We start from the raw sequence: 19,229 nt of genomic DNA, 5'->3' as shown, positions 1-19,229 counted from the left end.
TGCTGTTGGCCCTGGTCGCCATGGGGACAAGCTGCGGCGCTCTCGGCGGGAGAGGCCGCGGGCGGGGCGGCAGGGGGCACCGCGGGGACCGCCGGCGGGGTCGCCCGCTGCGGCGGGGCGGCCGGCGCCGGGGGCGTCGCCGGCTCCGCGGGCGCCAGCGGGTACGAGGTGGCGGTGGGCGGCGTCGCCGGGGGAGCGGGGACCGCCGGCTTGGCCGGCGGGAAGGCGGGCGGCGCGGACGGCGGAGTGGTGGGCGGCGCGGACGGCGGCGCGGGCATGACGGGCGGCTGCGGGCCGGCCGGGGTCTCCGCGTCGAGCAGCTGTACGGCGTGGCGCCCGAGCTGCGCGACGAGGCTGCCCGGCAGCCAGGGCTCGTCGGCGTCCTCCGCGCCCTCGGGCCCGGCCGTGCGCTCCAGGAGCTGCTCCAGGGTGGGCCGGGCGGCCGGGTCCTTGTTCAGGCAGTCGGTGACCAGCTCGCGCAGCCCCTCGGGGAGCCCCTGGAGGTCGGGTTCCTCCTGCGCGATGCGGTACATCACCGCGTGCACCCCGCTGTCGGTGGTGCCGAAGGGCTGGCGGCCGATGGCCGCGAAGGCGAGCACCGAGCCGAGGCAGAAGACGTCGCTGGCGGGGGTGACCCGCTCGCCCCGCACCTGCTCGGGCGACATGAAGCCCGGCGAGCCGACCACGGCGCCGCTGCGGGTGAGGATGCCGTCGGTGACGGTCTCCAGGGCCCGCGCGATGCCGAAGTCGATGACGCGCGGCCCGTCGATCGTGATGAGGACGTTGGAGGGCTTCAGGTCACGGTGGATCAGATTCGCGCCGTGGATGGACTGGAGCGCCTTGGTCAGGCCGTGGCCCAGGATCCGTACCGACCGCTCGGGCAGGGGACCCGATTCGGCCACGATCGAGTGCAGGGAGGGACCGGCGATGTAGCCGGTGGCCACCCAGGGCGTGGCGGCCTCGGTGTCCGCGTCGAGCACGGGGGCCGTCCACTCGCCCCCGACCCGCTGCGCGGCCCGCACCTCCTGCTTGAAGCGACGTCGGAATTCGGCCTGCTGCGCGAGTTCCGTCTGGACGAGTTTGACCGCGACCGTGCGGCCGCGTGGCGAGTGGGCCAGGAACACCCGTCCCATGCCGCCCGCTCCCAGCCGCCGGATCAGCCGGTACTCGCCGATCCAGCGAGGGTCCTCGGCCCCCAGGTCTTCCATGCGTCGCTGTCCTTCCCCTGTTCCCCTGATCAGCCCCTCGCCAGAGAATAGAGGGGGCTGAGAGCGAAGTGGACGACGCGTGGGATCCGTTATCGGTTCCGTATCTGACCGTGCTGATCCTCCAGAGCCTCCATGGCCTCCGACAGCCGCCGCAGCGCGTCCGCCACGGCCGCGAACTCCGCCTCTCCGCCCAGCTGTTCGCACAGCTGTCCGGCGAAGCCCCGGTGGCCTGGACTGATCGCTCCTACGGCGGCGCGGCCTTCGGCGGTCGGGGCGAGCAGTTTGGCGCGGCGGTGCGCGGGGTTCGGGCGGTATTCGGCCAGTCCGTCCGCGACGAGCAGATCCGCGACGCGCTGCACGCTCTGCCGCGTGATGCCCATGACCCGCGCGATCTGGGCCACGCTCAGCGGCTCCCCCAACACGGCCCCGAGCACCTGCCATCGCGCGGCGGTCAGCCCCACGGGCCGGGCCAGCCGCTCGGACACGGCGAGGAACTGCCCGCCCAGCCGGAAGACGGCCAGCGCGGTCCGGCTGAGCAGGGCGGGCGCGGTGGCTGCGGTGCTGTCTGCGGGCTGAGCCGCTTTCCGCTCAACGCCCTCGCGCTCGGCCACGTCCCGCTCGCTGCCCCCAGGTTGGGGCACGTCCCGCTCGGCGCGCTCGCTCATCGCAGCTGCGCCGCCTGAAGTACCTCGAAGGCGCTCGCGTCCGAGGCGGAGAAGAGCCGGAACCAGGCGTCGAGCACCTCGGGCTCGTACACGTCCAGCCGGGCCAGGATCTCCCGGGCGAAGGCGACCGGCTCCGTCGGCCCGGCCGTGATCAGGTCGCCGGACTCGTCGGTGACCGCGTCCGCCTCCCGGTAGTGGTCGCCGCCCTTGTAGCCGGTGGCGGCCAGGTAGGGGGCGGCGGCGCTGGTGTGGGCGCGGTCGTCCAGCAGGCCCTCGCGGGCGAGGCCCGCCGTGGCCCCGCAGATGGCCGCGACCGGGACGCCCGCCTCCAGGAAGGTCCGCGCCGCCCGCGCGAAGGGCGCGTTCCGCTCGCCGGCGTCCCACAGGCTCGCGCCCGGCAGGACCAGCATCGCGCTGTGCTCGGGCCGCAGGTCCTCCAGGGCCAGGTCGGGCTGGAGGCGCAGCCCGCCCATCGTCGTCACCGGCTCGCGACGCTCCGCGACGGTCACCACGTCGATGCCGGGGCGGGGCGGCCGGTGGAAGGAGGTGTCGCGCAGATGCGCGGTGGCGTAGCCGAACTCCCAGTCGGCGAGCGTGTCGTAGACGGCCACATGCACGGTCCTGCGTTCCATGGCTGCTCCTCGTCCCCGGGCCCGCCTCGGTGCGGCGCGCCGACTGGATGACAGCAGGCTGTCGTATGGACAGCAAGCTGTCAAACAAGGCCGGGTCAAGGGTCCGCGCTCCCGCCCGGCAGTCTGTCCACGTGCCCCGCCAGCGCCCGACAGCCTGTCGGTGCCGCGCCGCCGCGCCCGGTCCGTACCCTGGGCCCCACCGACCTGCGAGCGATCAGAGGTACGAACGTGTCCGCACTGCCCGCGCAGCCCGCCCCGACCCCCAGCCCCACGCCCGACCCCGCCACCGGTGCCGCCGTCAAGGCGATGGACCGGGCCCACGTCTTCCACTCGTGGTCCGCCCAGGGGCTCATCGACCCGCTCGCCGTCGCGGGCGCCGAGGGCGCGTACTTCTGGGACTACGACGGGAACCGCTACCTCGACTTCTCCTCCCAGCTGGTCAACACCAACATCGGCCACCAGCACCCCAAGGTCGTGGCCGCCGTGCGGGAGCAGGCCGCCAAGCTGTGCACCATCGCGCCGGGCTTCGCCGTGGACGTGCGGTCCGAGGCGGCACGGCTGATCGCCGAGCGCACCCCCGGCGACCTGGACAAGATCTTCTTCACCAACGGCGGCGCCGAGGCCGTGGAGAACGCCGTCCGCATGGCCCGGCTGCACACCGGCCGGCCCAAGGTGCTGTCCGCCTACCGCTCGTACCACGGCGCGACCGCCGCCGCGATCAACCTGACCGGCGACCCGCGCCGCTGGCCCTCCGACACCGCCTCGGCCGGAGTCGTCCACTTCTGGGGGCCGTTCCTCTACCGCTCGCCCTTCCACTCCGCCGACGAGCGGCAGGAGTGCGAGCGCGCGCTGGCGCACCTGGAGGAGACCATCGCGTTCGAGGGCCCCCAGTCCATCGCCGCGATCATCCTGGAGACCGTCCCCGGCACGGCCGGGATCATGGTGCCGCCGCCCGGCTATCTGGCCGGGGTCCGCGAGATCTGCGACCGCTACGGCATCGTCTTCGTCCTCGACGAGGTCATGGCGGGCTTCGGCCGCACCGGCCACTGGTTCGCCGCCGACCACTTCGGCGTCACCCCGGACCTGCTGACCTTCGCCAAGGGCGTCAACTCCGGCTATGTCCCGCTCGGCGGCGTCGCCATCAGCGCCGAGATCGCCGCCGACTTCGACCAGCGGCCCTACCCCGGCGGCCTCACCTACTCCGGCCACCCGCTCGCCTGCGCCTCCGCCGTCGCCACCATCAACGCCATGGCGGAGGAGGGCATCGTGGAGAACGCCGCCGAGATCGGGGAGAAGGTCATCGGCCCCGGGCTGCGCGAGATCGCCGAGCGCCACCCGTCCGTCGGCGAGGTCCGCGGTCTCGGCGTGTTCTGGGCGCTCGACCTCGTCAAGAGCAAGGAGACCCGCGAGCCCCTGGTCCCGTACAACGCGAGCGGCCCGGCGAACCAGCCCATGGCCGAGTTCGCGGCGGCCTGCAAGCGCGGCGGGCTGTGGCCCTTCGTGAACATGAACCGCACGCATGTGGTCCCGCCGTGCACCATCACCGAGGCCGAGGCCAAGGAGGGCCTGGCGATCCTCGACGAGGCCCTGTCCGCGGCCGACGCCCACACCGTCTGACGGCTCCTCGGGCGTCACGGTGTAGACCACTCCAGCCACTCTGCGCACTTCGCGCAACGGCCCTCGCATATCGTGATGCGAGGGCCGTCCGCATCCGTACGACACGACGGCCGCGGAAGGAGACGGTCATCGATGCCCGTGCCCGGCACCAGCCCGGTCAAGCGCAACACCCTGCGCCAGCAGATCGCCGAGGCGCTGTGCGACGAGGTGCTCGCGGGCAGACTCCCGGCCGGCCGACAGTTCACCGTCAAGGAGATGGCCGACCAGTACGGCGTCTCCGCCACCCCCGTCCGCGAGGCCCTGCTCGACCTGTGCTCCCAGGGGCTGCTGGACGTCGAGGAACACCGCGGCTTCAAGGTCCACGAGTTCACCTTCGAGGACTTCCGGCACATGCTCAACGCCCGCAACATGGTGGTCGAGGGCGTCTTCCGGCAGTGCGTCGAGGACACCCTGCGCAGCATGACCCCGCAGGCCCTGGCCTCGGTGCGGCGCCGCGCCGAGGAGGCCGAGCGCGCCGCGCGCTCCGGCGACCTCGACATACTCATCGGCTACGACCTGCGCTTCTGGCGCGAGCTGTGCGGGCTCGTCGGCAACCCGTACATACTCGACTTCCTCCAGCGGCTGCGGGTCCAGTCCTGGGTCTTCACCGTGCCGTATCTGCGGCGGGTGCCGGATCTGCGCGGGCAGTTGTGGGCCGGGCACGGCGAGCTCACCGCGGCCGTCACACGCGGCGACGCGGAGGCCTCCGAGCGGCTGATAGCCGCGTACAACGCGCACTCCCTCGCTCTGATCGAGCGACTGGTCACCGGCGGCGGAAAGCAATGAGCCACCGGGAAGGAATGAGCCGCCGGGAAGGATGAGCCGCCGGGAAGGATGAGCCGCCGCCCCACGGCGAGGTGACGCGCGACACCCGCCCGCGAATGTGACAGGCGACACACAACCCGGCGTGGACCCGCGGTGGTCCCCCACATGTGCTGCACACTTCGCCCGCCCGCCCTCCGGCCCTGGCCATCGGCCCCGCCGCGCCCGCTCCCGGCCGCGGCGCCGTCGATCTGACCGTGGTCGTGCCCGCGTACAACGAGGAGCACCGGCTGCCCCGGACCCTCGACACGATCTGCCGCTATCTGCGCTCCTCGCCCGGCCGCCACGCCGAGTGGGAGCTGATCGTCGTCGACGACGGGTCCAGCGACGCCACCGCGGCCGTCGTCCGCCGGGCGGCCGAGGCCGAGCCGCGCATCCGGCTGCTGACCCCGCCCGCCGCGTCCCCCACCGCCGGTTCCTCCGCGCGGAACCACGGCAAGGGCCACGCGCTGCGCCTGGGCGTGCTCGCCTCGCGCGGGCGGCGGGTGCTGCTGACCGACGCCGATCTCGCCACCCCCATCGAGGAGTTGGCGTCGCTGCACGACCGGCTCGACGCGGGCTCCGCCGCGGCGATCGGCTCCCGCGCCCACCCCCAGGCGCTGATCGAGGTGGACCAGCACCCGCTGCGCCGGCTGGCCGGCCGGGCGGGCAACCGTCTGATACGGGCGGTCGCCCTGCCCGGCGTCCGCGACACCCAGTGCGGATTCAAGCTCTTCGACGGCGACCGGGCGCGCGCGGCCTTCGGCCGGTCGCGGCTCGACGGGTGGGGCATCGACGTGGAGATCCTGCGCGCCTTCCGCCGCGAGGGCTGGCCGGTCGCCGAGGTGCCGGTGCGCTGGGCCCACCAGGAGGGCTCCAAGATCCGGCCGCTGGACTACGGACGGGTGCTCCTGGAACTGCTGCGCCTCGCGCGGCGGGGCGTACGGGAGCGGATCGGCGCCGGCGACCGGGCCGTACTCCTCGCCTATCTGCTGCTGTCCGTGCTGCTCTACAAGGGGCTGTGGGCGCACGTCGGGCACCGCTACCTCGTCGACAGCGGGCAGGACCAGAACCAGTGGGAGTGGTTCTTCGCGGTCACCGCCCACCATGTCCTCGGGCTCGACGACCCGTTCTTCACCGGCCTCCAGAACGCCCCGCTCGGGGTCAACCTCATGGCCAACACCGCCATGCTCGGGCTCGCCGTCCCGCTCGCGCCCGTCACCGCGCTCTTCGGGCCGGGCGCGACCTGGACACTGGTGCTGACCTGCGGGCTGGCCGGGACCGCGGCCGCCTGGTACTGGCTGCTGCGCAAGCGGTTCGTACGCGCCCGCCGGGCCGCCGCGCTCGGCGGCGCCCTGTGCGCCTTCGCCCCGCCGATGATCTCCCACGCCAACGCGCACCCCAACTTCGCGGTGCTGTTCATGATGCCGCTGATCATCGACCGGCTGCTGCGGTTGTGCGAGGGCACCCGCGTCGGGCGCGACGGGGTGGTCCTCGGCCTCTTCCTCACCTACCAGGTCTTCCTCGGCGAGGAGGCGCTGCTGCTCGCCGCCCTGGGCCTCGTCCTCTTCGCGGCCGGCTACGCGGCCGCGCGCCCGGCCCGGGCGCGGGCGGCGCTGCGCCCGCTGGCCCGGGGGCTGGCCGTCGCGGTCGCGGTGTGCGTGCCGCTGCTCGCCTATCCGCTGCTGTGGCAGTTCTTCGGCGACCAGAGCTACCACAGCGTGCTGCACGGCCCGGCCGGCAACTCCCCGCGCGCGTTCGTGGAGTTCGCCGGCCGCTCGCTGGCCGGGCACCAGGCCACCGCCGACGCGCTGGCGATGAACCGCACCGAGCAGAACGCCTTCTTCGGCTGGCCGCTGCTCGCCCTGACCGCCGTCGTGGTGGTGTGGCTGTGGCGGGACCCCCGGGTGCGGGCGCTCGGGTGGGTGGCCCTCGCGGCGTCCGTGCTCTCCCTCGGGCGCACCATCCCGGTGCCCTGGACGGGGATCACGCTGCCCGGGCCGTGGCGGGCGCTCGCCCACCGGCCGCTGTTCGAGTCGGTCATCGAGTCGCGGGTGGCGATGGCGGCGGTGCCCGCGCTCGGCATCCTGCTGGCCCTGGCCTGCGACCGGTTGTGCGCCTCGGCCCCCGCCGGGCCGGACGGCGGCGGCGACGGCGACGGCGGCGGCGACGGCGGCGGGCGGGGGCTGCGGATCGCCGGGTGGGCCGCCGTGACCGCCGCCCTGCTGCCTATCGCGCCCACCCCGTTCACCACCGCCGACCGCGTCCCCGTCCCGTCCTTCATCGCCGACGGCACCTGGCGGGCGCACGTGCCCGAGGGCCGCACCCTCGTCCCCGTACCGCTGCCCAGCCCCGGCGACGCCGAGGCCCTGCACTGGCAGACCACCGCCGGGCTCGGCTTCCCGCTCCCCGGCGGCTACTTCAACGGCCCCGACGGCCCCGACCGGACCGGCGTCTACGGCCCCCAGTACCGCTTCACCTCCGCCCTCCTCGCCGAGGTCAGCCGCACCGGACGGGTCCCGCGCATCCGCCAGGAGCAGCGCCGCGCCGCCCGCGAGGACCTCGAGTACTGGCGGGCGGGCGCGGTCGTGCTCGCCCCGCAACCGGGGGACGAGGCGCTGCGTGTCACCCTGGAGCGGCTGCTGGGCTGGCAGGGGGAGTGGATCGGGGGAGTGTGGGTGTGGGACGTGCACGGAGGGACGTGAGGAAGGACGGGCCCGGGGGTGGTGCGGCCGGGGGCGGGGCTCAGGACCGGGCGGAGGGCCGGACGGGGAACCAGGCCGCCGACCGAGCCGCCGACCGGACCGAGGACGAGGCGGAAGCCGAGCGGGCGTACACCGCGTACGTCTCCGCGAGGCTGCCCGCGCTGCGCCGCGTCGCGCACCTGCTCTGCAAGGACCCGCACCGCGCCGACGACGTCGTCCAGGCCGCCCTGACCAAGCTGTACGTCCACTGGCGCCGCGCCCGCGCCGCCGACGACCTGGACCGCTACGTCCACACCATCCTCGTCCGGTGCTTCCTCAACGAGCAGCGCCTCGGCTGGGCCCGGGTCGTCCGCCTCTCGGGCGCGCCGCACGAGACGCCGGGGCTGCCGCCCGTCGCGGGCGTGCCGGACATCGAGACGCGCACGGTCGTGCACACCGCGCTCTCCCGCATCCCGGCGCGCCAACGCGCCGTGCTGGTGCTGCGGTTCCTGTGCGACCTGCCGGTGGCCGAGGTGGCGGCGGTCCTCGGCTGTTCCGAGGGAAACGTGAAGAGCCAGACCGCGCGGGGCCTCGCCCGGCTGCGCGGGCAACTCGGCGGGCATCCGCTCGCCTCGATGCCGTCCGTGGACCAGCGCTTGGGGAAGGAGTAGCCGCCATGCGGGACGACGACGAGCTGGCACGGGAGGCGGCGCGGCTGCTCTCCCCGCTGCGCGGTCTCGAACCGGGCCCCGGGGCGCCGGGCGTGGACGTGGCCCGGGCCCTCCGGCGGGGCCGGCGGCGGGCGCGTGCGCGCCGGGCGGCGCTGCCCGTGGCGGCGGGGCTGGTCGTCGCGCTGGTGGCCGTGGCGCTGGCCCTGGCCGCGCGCCTGCTGCCCGGCCCGGCCACGCCCCCCGCCGGGCCCGGCCCGGACCGCCCCACGACGCCGACGAGCACCGCGCCGACCGGGACGGCGTCGCCGACCGGGACGGCGTCGCCGACCGGGACGGCGTCGCCCAGCGGGAGCTCGTCCGGCCCGACCGAACCGACGGGATCAGCGGACTCCAGCCAACCGCCGCCCACGTCACCCAGCACCTCACCGGACACCTGGTCGGACACCTCCCCCGGCATGTCCCCGACCACCCCGATGGGCGGGTACACGTCACCGGCGAACCCGTCCGGGACGACAGCGACCACCGCCACGCCCCCCTGACGTACAGGGCTCTTCGCGCGGCGTACGGGGAGCATTACGCTGGGCCGACCACTGCCCGTACGGATACGAGAGTGAGATCGCGTGGCCTGTGACCTCTGGCTGGTCCCCCTCGTCGATGTGCTGTGCCACAGCCCCGACAACCCCTTCGCGGAGGAACTCGCGGCCTACGACAAGGCACTCGGGGACGCCGGTCTGCCGCCCGTGCCCGTCTTCGGCTACATGCCGGGCCTGTCCGGGGACGTCGCCCCGGTCGCGGCCTTCGACTACGACGCGCTGCACTTCCTCCGCCGCGCCTACCTGCTCCAGATCTCCGGGCTGGCCGTCACGCCGGTGGACGAACTCGGCGGGGACTACGAGCAGTTGCTGGAGATGTTCGAGCCCACGGCCCAGCAGTCCCACCTGGTGTGGCACTACGACCACGCCGGCGCCTACGTCCCCGTCGACTTCGCACACCCGCTGTCCAACGACGAACTCCTCGAGGGCGGCGGGCCCCTGGGGTCCAGCCACGGCCTGCTGAGGGAGCTGGAGGCCGTCGCCCCCGCCCTCGGCATCGACCCCCACAACCCCCCGGCCACCCCCGCGCCCCCGGCCCGCCCCACCACCCTGGAGGAACCGGCCGCACCCATTCCGTACGAGGACAACCCCTTCGCCCGCGAGCGCCACGTCTGGCTGGGCCTCCACGCGGCGGCCACCCGCAGCCTCGGCCAGGGCTCGATGATCGTCTTCAGCTGAGCGGGGAGCCGGGGCCGGCCGGGGCGGGCCGGGTGGCGGAGCCCAAGGGGCGGCGCCGCTCCGCCGGTTTATTCGATCGTCCCGCGCTCGCGGAACACGTTAGATTGCCGGGATGTCCGAACTGCGCACCGATCGTCTTGTGCTCCGCGAGTGGCGGGAATCCGACCTCGCCCCATGGGCGGCCCTGAACGCCGACCCCGAGGTCCGCGAGTACTTCCCGGGCGTCCTCACGCGGGAGCAGAGCGACGCGTCAGTGGCCCGCTTCCAGGCCGACCTCGACCGGCGGGGCTGGGGGTGGTGGGCCGTGGAGGTGAGGGCCACCGGGGAGTTCATCGGCTTCACCGGGCTCGATCCGGTGGACGAGGACATGCCGTTCACCGGAGTGGAGGTCGGCTGGCGGCTGGCCCGCCCGTACTGGGGACACGGCTACGCCACCGAGGCCGCCCTGGCCGCCGTGGACCACGGCTTCGAGGCTCTCCGCCTGCCGGAGATCCTCGCCGTCACCACGGCCACCAATCTCCGCTCCCAGGCGGTGATGCGCCGCATCGGCATGACCCGCGACCCGGCCGACGACTTCGACGACATGACCGTGCCCGAGGGCCCGCTGCGCCCGAGCGTCGTTTACCGCCTGCGCCGGGAGGACCGTCAGTAAGCTTGATGGTTCAAGGGGGGATGCGTGATGAGACTGTGGGTGACCCTGCCGCCGGAGCCGGGGGAGCGGGTGCTCTGCATGAAGACCGGAGCCGTTCTGATCCCTGGCACCGGCCTCGCGCTGATCGGCGGTCTGCTCGTCCTCACCAACCGCCGCGTGTACCACGGCCCGTTGAACACCAAGCTCGCGGGCCAGTTGTTGAGCACGGTGGCCGGTTCGGCGGCGCCGACGGGCGTCGACAGGGCGATCGAGCTGATCGTCGGCTGGGCGAACAAGGCGCGGGCCGTGCGGCTTGAGGACATCACCTCGGTCGGGGCGACCGGCCGGACGGTGCTGCACATCACCACGCGGGACGGCAGACGCCGACGCTTCGGGATCGCCGCCAACTGGCGCACGCCGGTGTGGTCGCGCCACAACATCGCCCACCGGAACGAGATGGTGGCGGCGATCCAGTGGGCGGTCCAGCAGGCCCCTCGGAGCGGCTGACCCGGGCGTTTCCGCTACCGGGGCGGTGCCGGGCGGCTCCGGCTACCGGGGCGGCTCCGGCGGGCGCTGACGGGGCATGTTGGGGCGGGTGGTCGGCTGGAGGGGGAAGCGGTTCGCGGGGGAGCCGCCCTCGGGGCGGGAGCCCTGGGCCACCAGGGCCTGGGTGAACAGGGGCGCGGAGCCGGAGCCGAAGTCCACCATCCAGCCGGCGGTCTCGGTCCGTACGAGTTCCGAGATGTCCTCGCAGAAGCGGCGCAGCACGGCGAGGCAGCGCTCCACGGCCTCGGCCGCCGTGCCCTCGGTCGGGCCGAGCACCTCGCGCACGCTCTCCGACGCCCAGTCGAACTGCAGCGTCTCCAGACGTCGTTGCACGGCCTGTGCCGTGGCGACGTCCCGCATCCAGCCCGAGGTCAGCCCGAAGAACCGGTCGCACCCGACGCACGCGGCGGCGATCAGCAGCACCAGGCAGCCCCACCCGGCCCCGCCGCCCAGCACCCCGTTGAGATCCAGCAGCGGCAGTATGGCTCCCACGACCCCCATGACGGCCGCCCCCACCCGCAGCGCCCGCGCGACCCGCCGCTTCCACACCCGGTCGGCGAGGTACCACTTCGCGACCTGCAGCGCGCCTTCCTCGACCCACTGGTACAGCTCGTCGAGGCGCTCGGCGGGCTCGCCCCAGTCGCCGTGCGGGAAGGGCCGACCGAGCAGGTCCCCCTGCTTCTTCGGGCCTTCCTGTCGAGGGAGCCCCTCGGGCTGCATCTCCGGCTGACTCACCCGTGCCACTCCCTCTGGGGCTTCATGTAGTCGCTGCACCTCTCTTGGCGCGCGGCCGATGCGGAACCACCTTACCTACCGCCAAACGGCTGGCCACGCGGCCGAGATGGCAAGATAACCGCCCGTACGAGGTGTGTCATCCGCTATAAGAGCGTCCGCTCCCTCACCCGAAAGAGTGCCGGGGTCGGGCGGTGACGTTCTCACCCCAGCGACCGGTCCGCCACACACGACACATGCTCCTCGAAGACCTTCCGGGCGTCCGGGGTGAGGCTCGCCAGCGCGACCATGGCGGTCAGGATGACATCGCACAGCTCCCGCTCCACGTCCGCCCACGTGTGGCTCGCGCCCTTGCGGGGGTTGCCGCCCAGGGCGCCGTGCACCGCCTCGGCCACCTCCCCCGCCTCCTCGCTGATCTTCAGCACCCGCAGCAGCCGCGCGACCTCCGGCGACATGGGGCGGCTCTCCGCGTCCAGCCACGCGACGAGCCGGCGGACGGTGTCCCAGGTCTGCTGTTCCATGAGCGGCGACGCTATCCGGTGCGGCCCTCGGGGCGGTCAGTCGCTCAAGGTGAGCAGCACTTCGTCGATCTCCTCGCCCCGCGCGTTCGCGAATCCGCGCTCCCTGCCGGCCGCCACGAATCCGCACTTCTCCAGGACCCGGATCGAGCCACCGTTGTCCGCCGCCGCCCGGGCGTACAGCGGACGCTCCGGCACGGCCCGGAGCAGCTCCCGCAGCGCGGCGGTGGCCGCCCCCCGGCCCCAGTACTCCCGCCCGATCCAGTACGTGACCTCGCGCTCCTCGGCCGGGCCGAACACGGCGGCGTGCCCGACGACCTCACCGCGCCCGCCCACCACGGTGCGCAGGACGACCGCCGGGTCCCGGCGGTTCCTCGCCCAGTGGGCGTCGAAACGGGCGCGGTCCGAGGGGTCCTCGGCGGTGAACGCCGCCATATGGATCCCCTCGGGCTCGTTCATCTGAGCCCAGAAGACGGCCAGGTCCTCGTCCCGGACCTCGCGCAGCGTCACCCGCGCCGAGGGCTTGCCGACCTCCTTCGCCACCCGCTCCAGCCGGCTCCGGTACCCCTCCCACCACGCCTGGTCGCCCGGCGCCATGTTCTCGCCGCCGGGCCGCATGCCGACGGTCCCGTCGATCAGCTCCCTGACGATGTCGGCGTGACCCGCGTGGCGGTGGAGATCGGTGAGCACATGCAGCACGATCTGCTGGAGCGTCACCTCGCGGTGCTCCTCGGGCCACCACGACACACGACCGGGCGCGTCGAGCGGCAGCGTCTCGATCGTCGCGTCGGCCTGCTTCGCCACGCGGTGGTACAGCCCGACGATGTCCTCGCGCGACTCCTCGGCGGTCGCCCACATGTCGGCGTTGGGCTCGGCGTCCTCCGCCATCCAGGGCAGCGGCTCGTCGAACGACCGCCCGAACACATCGCCGAAGTAGACCTTCTCCACGCCGGCGGCGTGTTTGACCAGCCCCAGCAGATTGGTGCCGGTCGGCGTCAGCGGGCGGCGGATGTCGTACTCGGAGAGCCCGTCGAGCTTCCACAGCAGGGCCTCGCGGGCCCGGCGCAGGTAGTGGTGGAGCCTGGCCTTCACGTCTGATTCCAGTGATTCCAGCATGCGCCGGATCCTCCCACCCGGCGCCGACAACGGTGATCGAACGCCTGCTCGCCCTCGCGCTCTACGGGGCGGGTGAGCGCGGGCCGCCGGTGAGGCGCAGGAGCGTCTCGCCCGTGGCGGTCCAGCGGCCGGAGACGGCCGCGAGCGCCGCCTCGGTCGGGCGATCCAAGTGTAATGCTGGTGTACACTAGTGACATGTCGGCTACATATCCGATCGCAGAAGCCCGAGGCCGGCTCGGCGACCTCGCGCGTCGAGCCGCTCAACACGAGCACATCACCTTGACTGACCGGGGTGTTCCTACGGCTGTCCTGATTTCGCCCGCCGAGCTCGAAGACCTCGAGGACGCCCTCGCTCTCGCGCGCATCGAGCGTGATCGTGCCCTTGGCCGCAGCGAGGCCCCGATCCCGCACAGTGAGGCGCGACGCGCCCTTCTTGAGGCGGCCGGGCGGAGCGAGTGAGCTGGCAGGTGGTGTGGGAACCCGCAGCTCTCGATGCCGCTGCCGGCCACCTGAAGGTCGATCCCCACAGTGTTGACGACCTCCTGCAAGCCACCGACCAGCTGGCTGAGAACCATCGGCCCGAAGGTTCCCGCCCGTGGGGCACTGAGCATCGCCGCCTGCGGCACGGGCCCTGGCGCATCCTGTACCGCCTTGACCGGGACGCTCACACGCTCCACATCGAGCACATCGGCTACGCGGGCGCCTGATCACGCCCGCCCGCCCGGCCGCCGGACGAGGGCGGCCGGGCCCCCGGCGCGGAGGGGCCGGGCGGCGAGGCAATAGGCTGCATACCGTGAAGGTCCTCGTCATCGGCAGCGGCGCCCGCGAACACGCCCTGTGCCGCGCACTGTCCCTCGACCCCGACGTCAGCGCGCTGTACTGCGCACCCGGCAACGCCGGCATCGCGGAGATCGCCGAGCTGCACCCCGTCGACGCGCTCGACGGCGCGGCCGTCGCCGAGCTGGCCGTCTCCCTGGAGGCGGGGCTGGTGGTGGTCGGTCCGGAGGCTCCGCTGGTGGCGGGGGTGGCGGACGCGGTGCGGGCGCGGGGGATCCCGGTGTTCGGGCCGTCGGCGCAGGCCGCCCGGCTGGAGGGGTCGAAGGCCTTCGCGAAGGACGTGATGGCGGCGGCGGGCGTGCCCACCGCCCGGGCCTACGTCTGCACCGACGAGGCCGAGATCGACGCGGCGCTGGACGCCTTCGGCCCGCCGTACGTCGTCAAGGACGACGGGCTGGCGGCCGGCAAGGGCGTCGTCGTGACCAGCGACCTCCAGGCAGCCCGCGAGCACGCGCTGGCCTGCGGGCGCGTCGTGGTCGAGGAGTACCTGGACGGCCCCGAGGTGTCGCTGTTCGCGGTCACGGACGGTGAGACGGTCGTCCCCCTCCAGCCCGCCCAGGACTTCAAGCGCGCCCACGACGGCGACGAGGGTCCGAACACGGGCGGCATGGGCGCGTACTCCCCGCTGCCGTGGGCGGACCCCAAGCTGGTCGACGAGGTGCTGGCGACGGTGCTGCAGCCGACCGTGGACGAGCTGCGCCGCCGGGGGACGCCGTTCTCGGGGCTGCTGTACGCGGGGCTGGCGATCACCTCGCGCGGGGTGCGGGTGATCGAGTTCAACGCGCGCTTCGGCGACCCGGAGACCCAGGTGGTGCTGGCCCGGCTGAAGACGCCGCTGGCCGGTGTGCTGCTGGCCGCCGCGACCGGGCGGCTGGACTCGCTGCCGCCGCTGCGCTGGAGCGACGGTGCGGCGGTGACGGTCGTGATCGCCTCGCACAACTACCCGGGGACCCCCCGTACGGGCGACCCGATCACGGGTCTGGACCAGGTGGCCGAGCAGGACGCGCCCAAGGCGTACGTGCTGCACGCGGGCACCAAGCGGGACGCGGCCTCGGGTGACGTGGTGAGCGCGGGGGGCCGGGTGCTCTCGGTGACGGCGACCGGGTCGGATCTCGCCAAGGCCCGGGAGCGGGCGTACCGCGCGGTCGCCCGCATCGGCCTGGACGGCTCCCACCACCGCTCGGACATCGCCGCCAAGGCGGCGCGGGAGGCCGGGCCCGAGGCGACCTCGGCCTGAGACCGGGTCGAGGAGCGGTCGAGAAAGGACCGAGAAAGGACCGAGAAACGGCCGAGGAGCGGTCGAGGGGCACCTGTAAGGGCCCAGAGAGTTCCTTGAGAAGTTCCCGGTTCTGGCCAAGGCCATTCCATCGGGTGAGCCCTCCCTGCATCCTGCTGACGCACGCGCGGGCCCCAACTACTGTGCCGCTCAGGCGCGGTGCGGCAAGTGGCCCACCGGCATTGCGGCGCGGGCGGCCGGTGCGACAGTGGGGGGAGTAAGGGCACAACACCACCGTCGTCCGCTGTTCACACATCGGCTGGGCAGCAGGGGGTGATGGAACCGTGGCAGGTCCGGAAGAAGGCGCGCAGGCAGCTCGTGCCCGCGCCCTCGCGGTGCTGCGGATCCGTGGCGCCGCGCTCGCGGTCGCGCTGCTCCCGGCGGCGGCCGCCGTGGTGCTGCTGGTCGGCGGCGCCACCGGCCGCATCGGTGGCTCGCACGACGAGGGCTGGACCGCCGTCCGCTGGGCGGTGGTCGCCGGGGCCGTGGTGGTCCTGCTGCTGGCGGCCGCCGTGGCGGCCGTGGTCGTACGGGCCAGGCCCGCGCTCAGCCCGACCGTGCCGATCGCCGAGGAGACGGCCCCGGACCTGTATCGCCTGGTCCGCGACCTGGCCGAGCGCCTGGAGGTGCCCGCCCCGTCCGCCATAGCGCTCACCCCGGACTGCGACAGCTGGCTCGAGGACCGTACGCACCGGGCGCACGGCGGCAGGAGACGTACGGCCGGGGCGGGCGGCGGGCGGGCGCCGGTCGCCCCCGTGCTGGTCATCGGCTCGCCGTTCCTGTGGTGGATGCGGGTCGGCGAGCTGCGCGCCCTGCTCGCGCCCGTGGTCGCGGGCACCGGCCCGTCCGTGCACCCCGACATAGCGGCCGCCCGCCGCTTCGTGCGCGGGCTGGACGCCGCCGTGGCCGTCGCCGCCCGGGGCGGTCCCGAGCGCCCCGCGCCGCGCCGCGGAACGCCCGGGGCCGCCGTCGCGGCGCTCGGGCGGGCGGTGCGCCGCCCCGCCCTCGCGTTCCTCGGCTGGATCGCCCGGCTGCTGCTGCGCGGCTGCCGGGACCACGCCGCCGAGATGGAGCGTGCCGTGGCCGCCGCCGCCTCCGAGCGCGCCCAGGCCGTGGACTACGGGCTGCGGATCGTTGCCCAGGAGCAGGTCGGGCTGGCGTACGCGGGGTGGGACCGGCTGCTGACGAGGGTCGCGCTGCCCGCCTGGCGGATGGGCCGCTGGCCCTCCCGCCTGGACGCGGGCGTGGTGTCGGCCCTCACCGAGCTGTCCCGCCGCGACCGGCTGGCCGAGGGGTTCGCCTCCCGGCTCAGCGAGCGGCCCGCCTGCGACCTGCTGGAGGAGCCGGGGCTGATCGACGAGGCGACGTCCCTGCTGGCCGCCCGGCTGTTCCACGGCGGACCGAGCGAGCCGGGCCCGGACTGGTCCCCGGTCGACTGGGGCGCGTATCCGGAGGAGGTCGTGGACCGCAAGTGGCGGCTGGAGGCCGCCCGGCTGCACCGAGTCCTCGACGAGCAGCCCCACCCCGACGCCGAGCCCCACCCCGACGCCGAGCCCGCCCCCGACGCCGAGCCCACCCTCGCGCGCCCTGAGCCCGCGCAGCCCGCCCCCGCGCATCCTGACCTCGCGGCGTCCGACCCCGCGGCGTCCGACCCCGCGCAGCCCGACCTCGCGGCGTCCGGCCCCGCGGCGTCCGGCCCTGTGACATCCGAGCCCGCCGCGCCCACCCTCGCCCGGGTCATGGAGCGGCTCACCGCCGCCCCCGACCGGGCCCCCACGGGGGAGCTCGGAGAGGAGGTCGCGGTCCTGCTGAGCGTGGAGCTGGCCCGCGAGGAGGCCCTCCACCGGGCGGAGGCCCGCGCCCGGGGCCGGGCCGGCGGCCGCGCGGGGGAGGGGCCGGCGTCCGGCGGCGGTGACCTGTGGATCGACGGCTGCGCGCCGCTCTTCCCGCCGCAGCCGCCCCGTACGGGCCGTGAGCTGCTGGCCGACCACGTCACGGCCATGGTGTGCTGCGCCGCCATAGACACGGCGGGCGCCGCGCCGGGGCTCGACTGGCTGGACGGGCCCGCGCTGCTGGTCGGCGGGCGGCGGCGGGCGGACCTGGCGTATCCGGTGCTGAGCCTGGTCGAGGACGGCGACGCGGAGCCGCTGCGTGCCTGGCTCGGCGAGGTGGGCGTGCGGGCGGAGAAGCCGGTCCGGCTGGTGTGACCCCCTGTCGGGCGACCCCGGGGCGGGCGGCGTAAATCGCGGTCCGCGCGGTTGACACCCCGGTGTGGACGCAAAGGGTCTGGGTTCGGCAAAGTCGCGACGATCAGTGATGGAACAGGTGCGCAATGTGATGTGCTGGAGGCGGTGGTGAAAGGCCGGGGGACGCAGGGAGGGGACCAGTCGTGGACGCCAGGGAACCGGTCCGGCGCTGGGAGTCGGGAGCGCTCGCCCACGCGGTGACGGACCCCTTCGGCCAGGGCCCCCTGCCGTGGCTGCGGGGCGGGCAGACCTACTTCGGCGAGACGGGCCGCCTGGTCCCGTGGTACGTGGACCAGGACCCGGCCACAGGAGCCACGGCGGCCACAGCGGCCACCAGCGTCACGGGAGCCAAGGAGGCCGCCGAGGGCCCCGGCCAGGGCCCGTCCATCCGGACCGCCGACGACGTCCACCGCCAGATCAAGGGCTTCGCCTCCGCCTCCGCCGCCGCCCCCGGCGAGTCCATCGACTTCAGGATCACCGTCGACCCGCCCCAGCAGTTCGGCGTCGACGTCTACCGCATCGGCCACTACGGCGGCGACGGCGCCGCCAAGATGACCAGCAGCCCGCGCCTGGCCGGCATCGTCCAGCCGCCCCCGCTCACCGCCGACCGCACCGTCTCCTGCCACCACTGGTGGCTGTCGTGGCGGCTCCAGATCCCCTCGTACTGGCACCCCGGCGCGTACGTCGCCGTCCTGACCACCGCCGACGGCTACCGCAACCACATCCCCTTCACCGTCCGCGACACCCACCCCGCCGATCTCCTGCTCGTCCTGCCGGACATCACCTGGCAGGCGTACAACCTCTACCCCGAGGACGGCCGGACCGGCGCCAGCCTCTACCACGCCTGGGACGAGCGCGGCCGGCTGCTCGGCGAGTCGCAGGCCGCCGTCACGGTCTCCTTCGACCGGCCGTACGCGGGCGCCGGACTGCCCCTGCACATCGGCCACGCGTACGACTTCATCCGCTGGGCCGAGCGCCTCGGCTACGACCTGGCGTACGCCGAGTCCCGCGATCTGCACGCGGGCCGCGTGGACCCCACCCGCTACCGCGGCCTGGTCTTCCCCGGCCACGACGAGTACTGGTCGGCGCCGCTGCGGCGCAGCGTCGAGAGGGCCCGCGACAGCGGCACCTCGCTGGTCTTCCTCTCCGCCAACACCATGTACTGGCAGGTCGGACTCGTGGACTCGCCCTCCGGCCCGGACCGCCTGCTGACCTGCCACAAGCGCCGCGGCCCCGGCCGCTCCGCGCAGTGGCGGGAGACCTCGCCCGAGCAGCAGCTCCTGGGCATCCAGTACGCGGGCCCGGTGCCCCAGCCGGCCCCGCTGATCGTGCGGAACGCGAGCCACTGGCTGTGGGAGGCGACGGGCGCGGACGAGGGCGACGAGCTGCCCGGCCTGGTCGCGGGGGAGGCCGACCGCTACTTCCCGCGCACCTGTCTGCCCGAGCACCTGCGCCGGATCCTGCTCGCCCACTCCCCGTACCGGGACGCCGGGGGCGTCACCCGGCACCAGGACACCTCGCTGTACCGCGCCCCCAGCGGCGCCCTGGTCTTCGCCTCCGGCACCTTCGCCTGGACCCCGGCCCTCGACCGGCCCGGCCACACCGACGTACGGGTGCAGCGGGCCACGGCCAACCTTCTGGACCGCATCTGCAAACGGGACTGAGCCCGGCCCCGAGCAGGACCGGAGCCGGACCGGCGCGGGGCTGAAAGCCGCAGGCCACCCCCGGTGTGCCCCGCC

General features: G+C 74.4%; 19 protein-coding genes and 1 pseudogene. 13 read left to right on the top strand and 7 right to left on the bottom strand.

Annotated elements, in window-relative coordinates:
* The 3 genes from ABFY07_RS36255 to ABFY07_RS36245 all read right to left on the bottom strand — a co-directional run.
* A partial coding sequence (locus tag ABFY07_RS36255; RefSeq protein WP_346178574.1) for a serine/threonine-protein kinase occupies positions 1 to 1,208 on the bottom strand: 1,208 nt, incomplete at its 3' end.
* A gap of 89 nt (positions 1,209 to 1,297) precedes the next feature.
* The gene (locus ABFY07_RS36250; protein ID WP_346178573.1) at positions 1,298 to 1,873 is read right to left on the bottom strand and encodes a MarR family winged helix-turn-helix transcriptional regulator; all 576 of its coding nucleotides are present in this window, start codon (positions 1,871 to 1,873) and stop codon (positions 1,298 to 1,300) included.
* Positions 1,870 to 2,505: a DJ-1/PfpI family protein gene (locus tag ABFY07_RS36245; protein WP_346178572.1), complete on the bottom strand. Its 636-nt coding sequence runs from the start codon at positions 2,503 to 2,505 to the stop codon at positions 1,870 to 1,872. The genes ABFY07_RS36250 and ABFY07_RS36245 overlap by 4 nt, the downstream gene beginning before the upstream one ends.
* 228 nt (positions 2,506 to 2,733) lie before the next feature.
* On the opposite strand from ABFY07_RS36245, the gene ABFY07_RS36240 reads away from it, so the two are divergent.
* From ABFY07_RS36240 to ABFY07_RS36205, 8 genes are all read left to right on the top strand, one after another.
* Positions 2,734 to 4,122 (top strand): aspartate aminotransferase family protein, encoded by a 1,389-nt coding sequence (locus ABFY07_RS36240; RefSeq protein WP_346178571.1) that lies wholly within the window; start codon positions 2,734 to 2,736, stop codon positions 4,120 to 4,122.
* A gap of 132 nt (positions 4,123 to 4,254) precedes the next feature.
* Positions 4,255 to 4,947, top strand: coding sequence for a GntR family transcriptional regulator (locus ABFY07_RS36235; protein ID WP_346178570.1), 693 nt, complete (start codon positions 4,255 to 4,257; stop codon positions 4,945 to 4,947).
* 146 nt (positions 4,948 to 5,093) lie between these two features.
* Positions 5,094 to 7,667, top strand: coding sequence for a dolichyl-phosphate beta-glucosyltransferase (locus tag ABFY07_RS36230; RefSeq protein ID WP_346178569.1), 2,574 nt, complete (start codon positions 5,094 to 5,096; stop codon positions 7,665 to 7,667).
* On the top strand, positions 7,664 to 8,317 hold the full coding sequence (locus ABFY07_RS36225) for a SigE family RNA polymerase sigma factor (protein WP_346178568.1): 654 nt from the start codon (positions 7,664 to 7,666) through the stop codon (positions 8,315 to 8,317). Before ABFY07_RS36230 ends, ABFY07_RS36225 begins: the two co-directional genes overlap by 4 nt.
* Before the next feature lie 5 nt (positions 8,318 to 8,322).
* Positions 8,323 to 8,856, top strand: coding sequence for a hypothetical protein (locus ABFY07_RS36220; protein ID WP_346178567.1), 534 nt, complete (start codon positions 8,323 to 8,325; stop codon positions 8,854 to 8,856).
* An 81-nt stretch (positions 8,857 to 8,937) separates the two neighbouring features.
* A complete protein-coding gene (locus ABFY07_RS36215) occupies positions 8,938 to 9,588 on the top strand; it encodes a hypothetical protein (RefSeq protein ID WP_346178566.1) in 651 nt (216 codons plus the stop codon).
* Between the two features lie 112 nt (positions 9,589 to 9,700).
* On the top strand, positions 9,701 to 10,240 hold the full coding sequence (locus ABFY07_RS36210; protein ID WP_346178565.1) for a GNAT family N-acetyltransferase: 540 nt from the start codon (positions 9,701 to 9,703) through the stop codon (positions 10,238 to 10,240).
* 27 nt (positions 10,241 to 10,267) lie between these two features.
* Positions 10,268 to 10,726: a hypothetical protein gene (locus ABFY07_RS36205; RefSeq protein WP_346178564.1), complete on the top strand. Its 459-nt coding sequence runs from the start codon at positions 10,268 to 10,270 to the stop codon at positions 10,724 to 10,726.
* Positions 10,727 to 10,768: 42 nt separating this feature from the next.
* Here ABFY07_RS36205 and ABFY07_RS36200 read toward each other — a convergent pair whose 3' ends face one another.
* The 4 genes and pseudogenes from ABFY07_RS36200 to ABFY07_RS36185 form a co-directional block, all read right to left on the bottom strand.
* Positions 10,769 to 11,500: an SLATT domain-containing protein gene (locus ABFY07_RS36200; RefSeq protein ID WP_076970882.1), complete on the bottom strand. Its 732-nt coding sequence runs from the start codon at positions 11,498 to 11,500 to the stop codon at positions 10,769 to 10,771.
* 200 nt (positions 11,501 to 11,700) lie between these two features.
* Positions 11,701 to 12,018, bottom strand: coding sequence for a MazG-like family protein (locus tag ABFY07_RS36195; RefSeq protein WP_346178563.1), 318 nt, complete (start codon positions 12,016 to 12,018; stop codon positions 11,701 to 11,703).
* A gap of 36 nt (positions 12,019 to 12,054) precedes the next feature.
* Positions 12,055 to 12,525 (bottom strand): GNAT family N-acetyltransferase, encoded by a 471-nt coding sequence (locus ABFY07_RS36190; RefSeq protein WP_346178576.1) that lies wholly within the window; start codon positions 12,523 to 12,525, stop codon positions 12,055 to 12,057.
* A gap of 15 nt (positions 12,526 to 12,540) precedes the next feature.
* Positions 12,541 to 13,131, bottom strand: a pseudogene (locus tag ABFY07_RS36185) (DinB family protein); the annotation flags it as partial.
* 174 nt (positions 13,132 to 13,305) lie between these two features.
* On the opposite strand from ABFY07_RS36185, the gene ABFY07_RS36180 reads away from it, so the two are divergent.
* The 5 genes from ABFY07_RS36180 (at position 13,306) to ABFY07_RS36160 (ending at position 19,154) form a co-directional block, all read left to right on the top strand.
* Entirely contained in the window at positions 13,306 to 13,590 is a 285-nt protein-coding gene (locus ABFY07_RS36180) for a type II toxin-antitoxin system prevent-host-death family antitoxin (RefSeq protein WP_346178562.1), read from the top strand.
* Positions 13,587 to 13,838, top strand: a complete 252-nt coding sequence (locus ABFY07_RS36175) for a type II toxin-antitoxin system RelE family toxin (protein ID WP_346178561.1) — start codon at positions 13,587 to 13,589, stop codon at positions 13,836 to 13,838. The genes ABFY07_RS36180 and ABFY07_RS36175 overlap by 4 nt, the downstream gene beginning before the upstream one ends.
* An 86-nt stretch (positions 13,839 to 13,924) precedes the next feature.
* The gene (gene purD, locus ABFY07_RS36170) at positions 13,925 to 15,205 is read left to right on the top strand and encodes a phosphoribosylamine--glycine ligase (protein ID WP_346178560.1); all 1,281 of its coding nucleotides are present in this window, start codon (positions 13,925 to 13,927) and stop codon (positions 15,203 to 15,205) included.
* A 323-nt stretch (positions 15,206 to 15,528) separates the two neighbouring features.
* A complete protein-coding gene (locus tag ABFY07_RS36165; protein WP_346178559.1) occupies positions 15,529 to 17,451 on the top strand; it encodes a hypothetical protein in 1,923 nt (640 codons plus the stop codon).
* A 182-nt stretch (positions 17,452 to 17,633) separates the two neighbouring features.
* Positions 17,634 to 19,154 carry a N,N-dimethylformamidase beta subunit family domain-containing protein gene (locus tag ABFY07_RS36160; protein WP_346178558.1) on the top strand — a complete coding sequence of 507 codons (1,521 nt, stop codon included), beginning with the start codon at positions 17,634 to 17,636 and terminating at the stop codon, positions 19,152 to 19,154.
* Positions 19,155 to 19,229 lie beyond the last annotated feature (75 nt).

Source organism: Streptomyces sparsogenes subsp. cuspidosporus, assembly GCF_039532705.1.
GTDB classification, from domain to species: Bacteria; Actinomycetota; Actinomycetes; order Streptomycetales; family Streptomycetaceae; genus Streptomyces; species Streptomyces sparsogenes.
This window is presented reverse-complemented; position numbering and strand designations above follow the sequence as displayed.

Coding starts and splice junctions, on each gene's coding strand:
- ABFY07_RS36195 (WP_346178563.1), bottom strand. CDS start 12,018: ATGGAACAGCAGACCTGGGACACCGTCCGCCGGCTCGTCGCGTGGCTG.
- ABFY07_RS36220 (WP_346178567.1), top strand. CDS start 8,323: ATGCGGGACGACGACGAGCTGGCACGGGAGGCGGCGCGGCTGCTCTCC.
- ABFY07_RS36245 (WP_346178572.1), bottom strand. CDS start 2,505: ATGGAACGCAGGACCGTGCATGTGGCCGTCTACGACACGCTCGCCGAC.
- ABFY07_RS36180 (WP_346178562.1), top strand. CDS start 13,306: ATGCTGGTGTACACTAGTGACATGTCGGCTACATATCCGATCGCAGAA.
- ABFY07_RS36205 (WP_346178564.1), top strand. CDS start 10,268: ATGAGACTGTGGGTGACCCTGCCGCCGGAGCCGGGGGAGCGGGTGCTC.
- ABFY07_RS36210 (WP_346178565.1), top strand. CDS start 9,701: ATGTCCGAACTGCGCACCGATCGTCTTGTGCTCCGCGAGTGGCGGGAA.
- ABFY07_RS36250 (WP_346178573.1), bottom strand. CDS start 1,873: ATGAGCGAGCGCGCCGAGCGGGACGTGCCCCAACCTGGGGGCAGCGAG.
- ABFY07_RS36235 (WP_346178570.1), top strand. CDS start 4,255: ATGCCCGTGCCCGGCACCAGCCCGGTCAAGCGCAACACCCTGCGCCAG.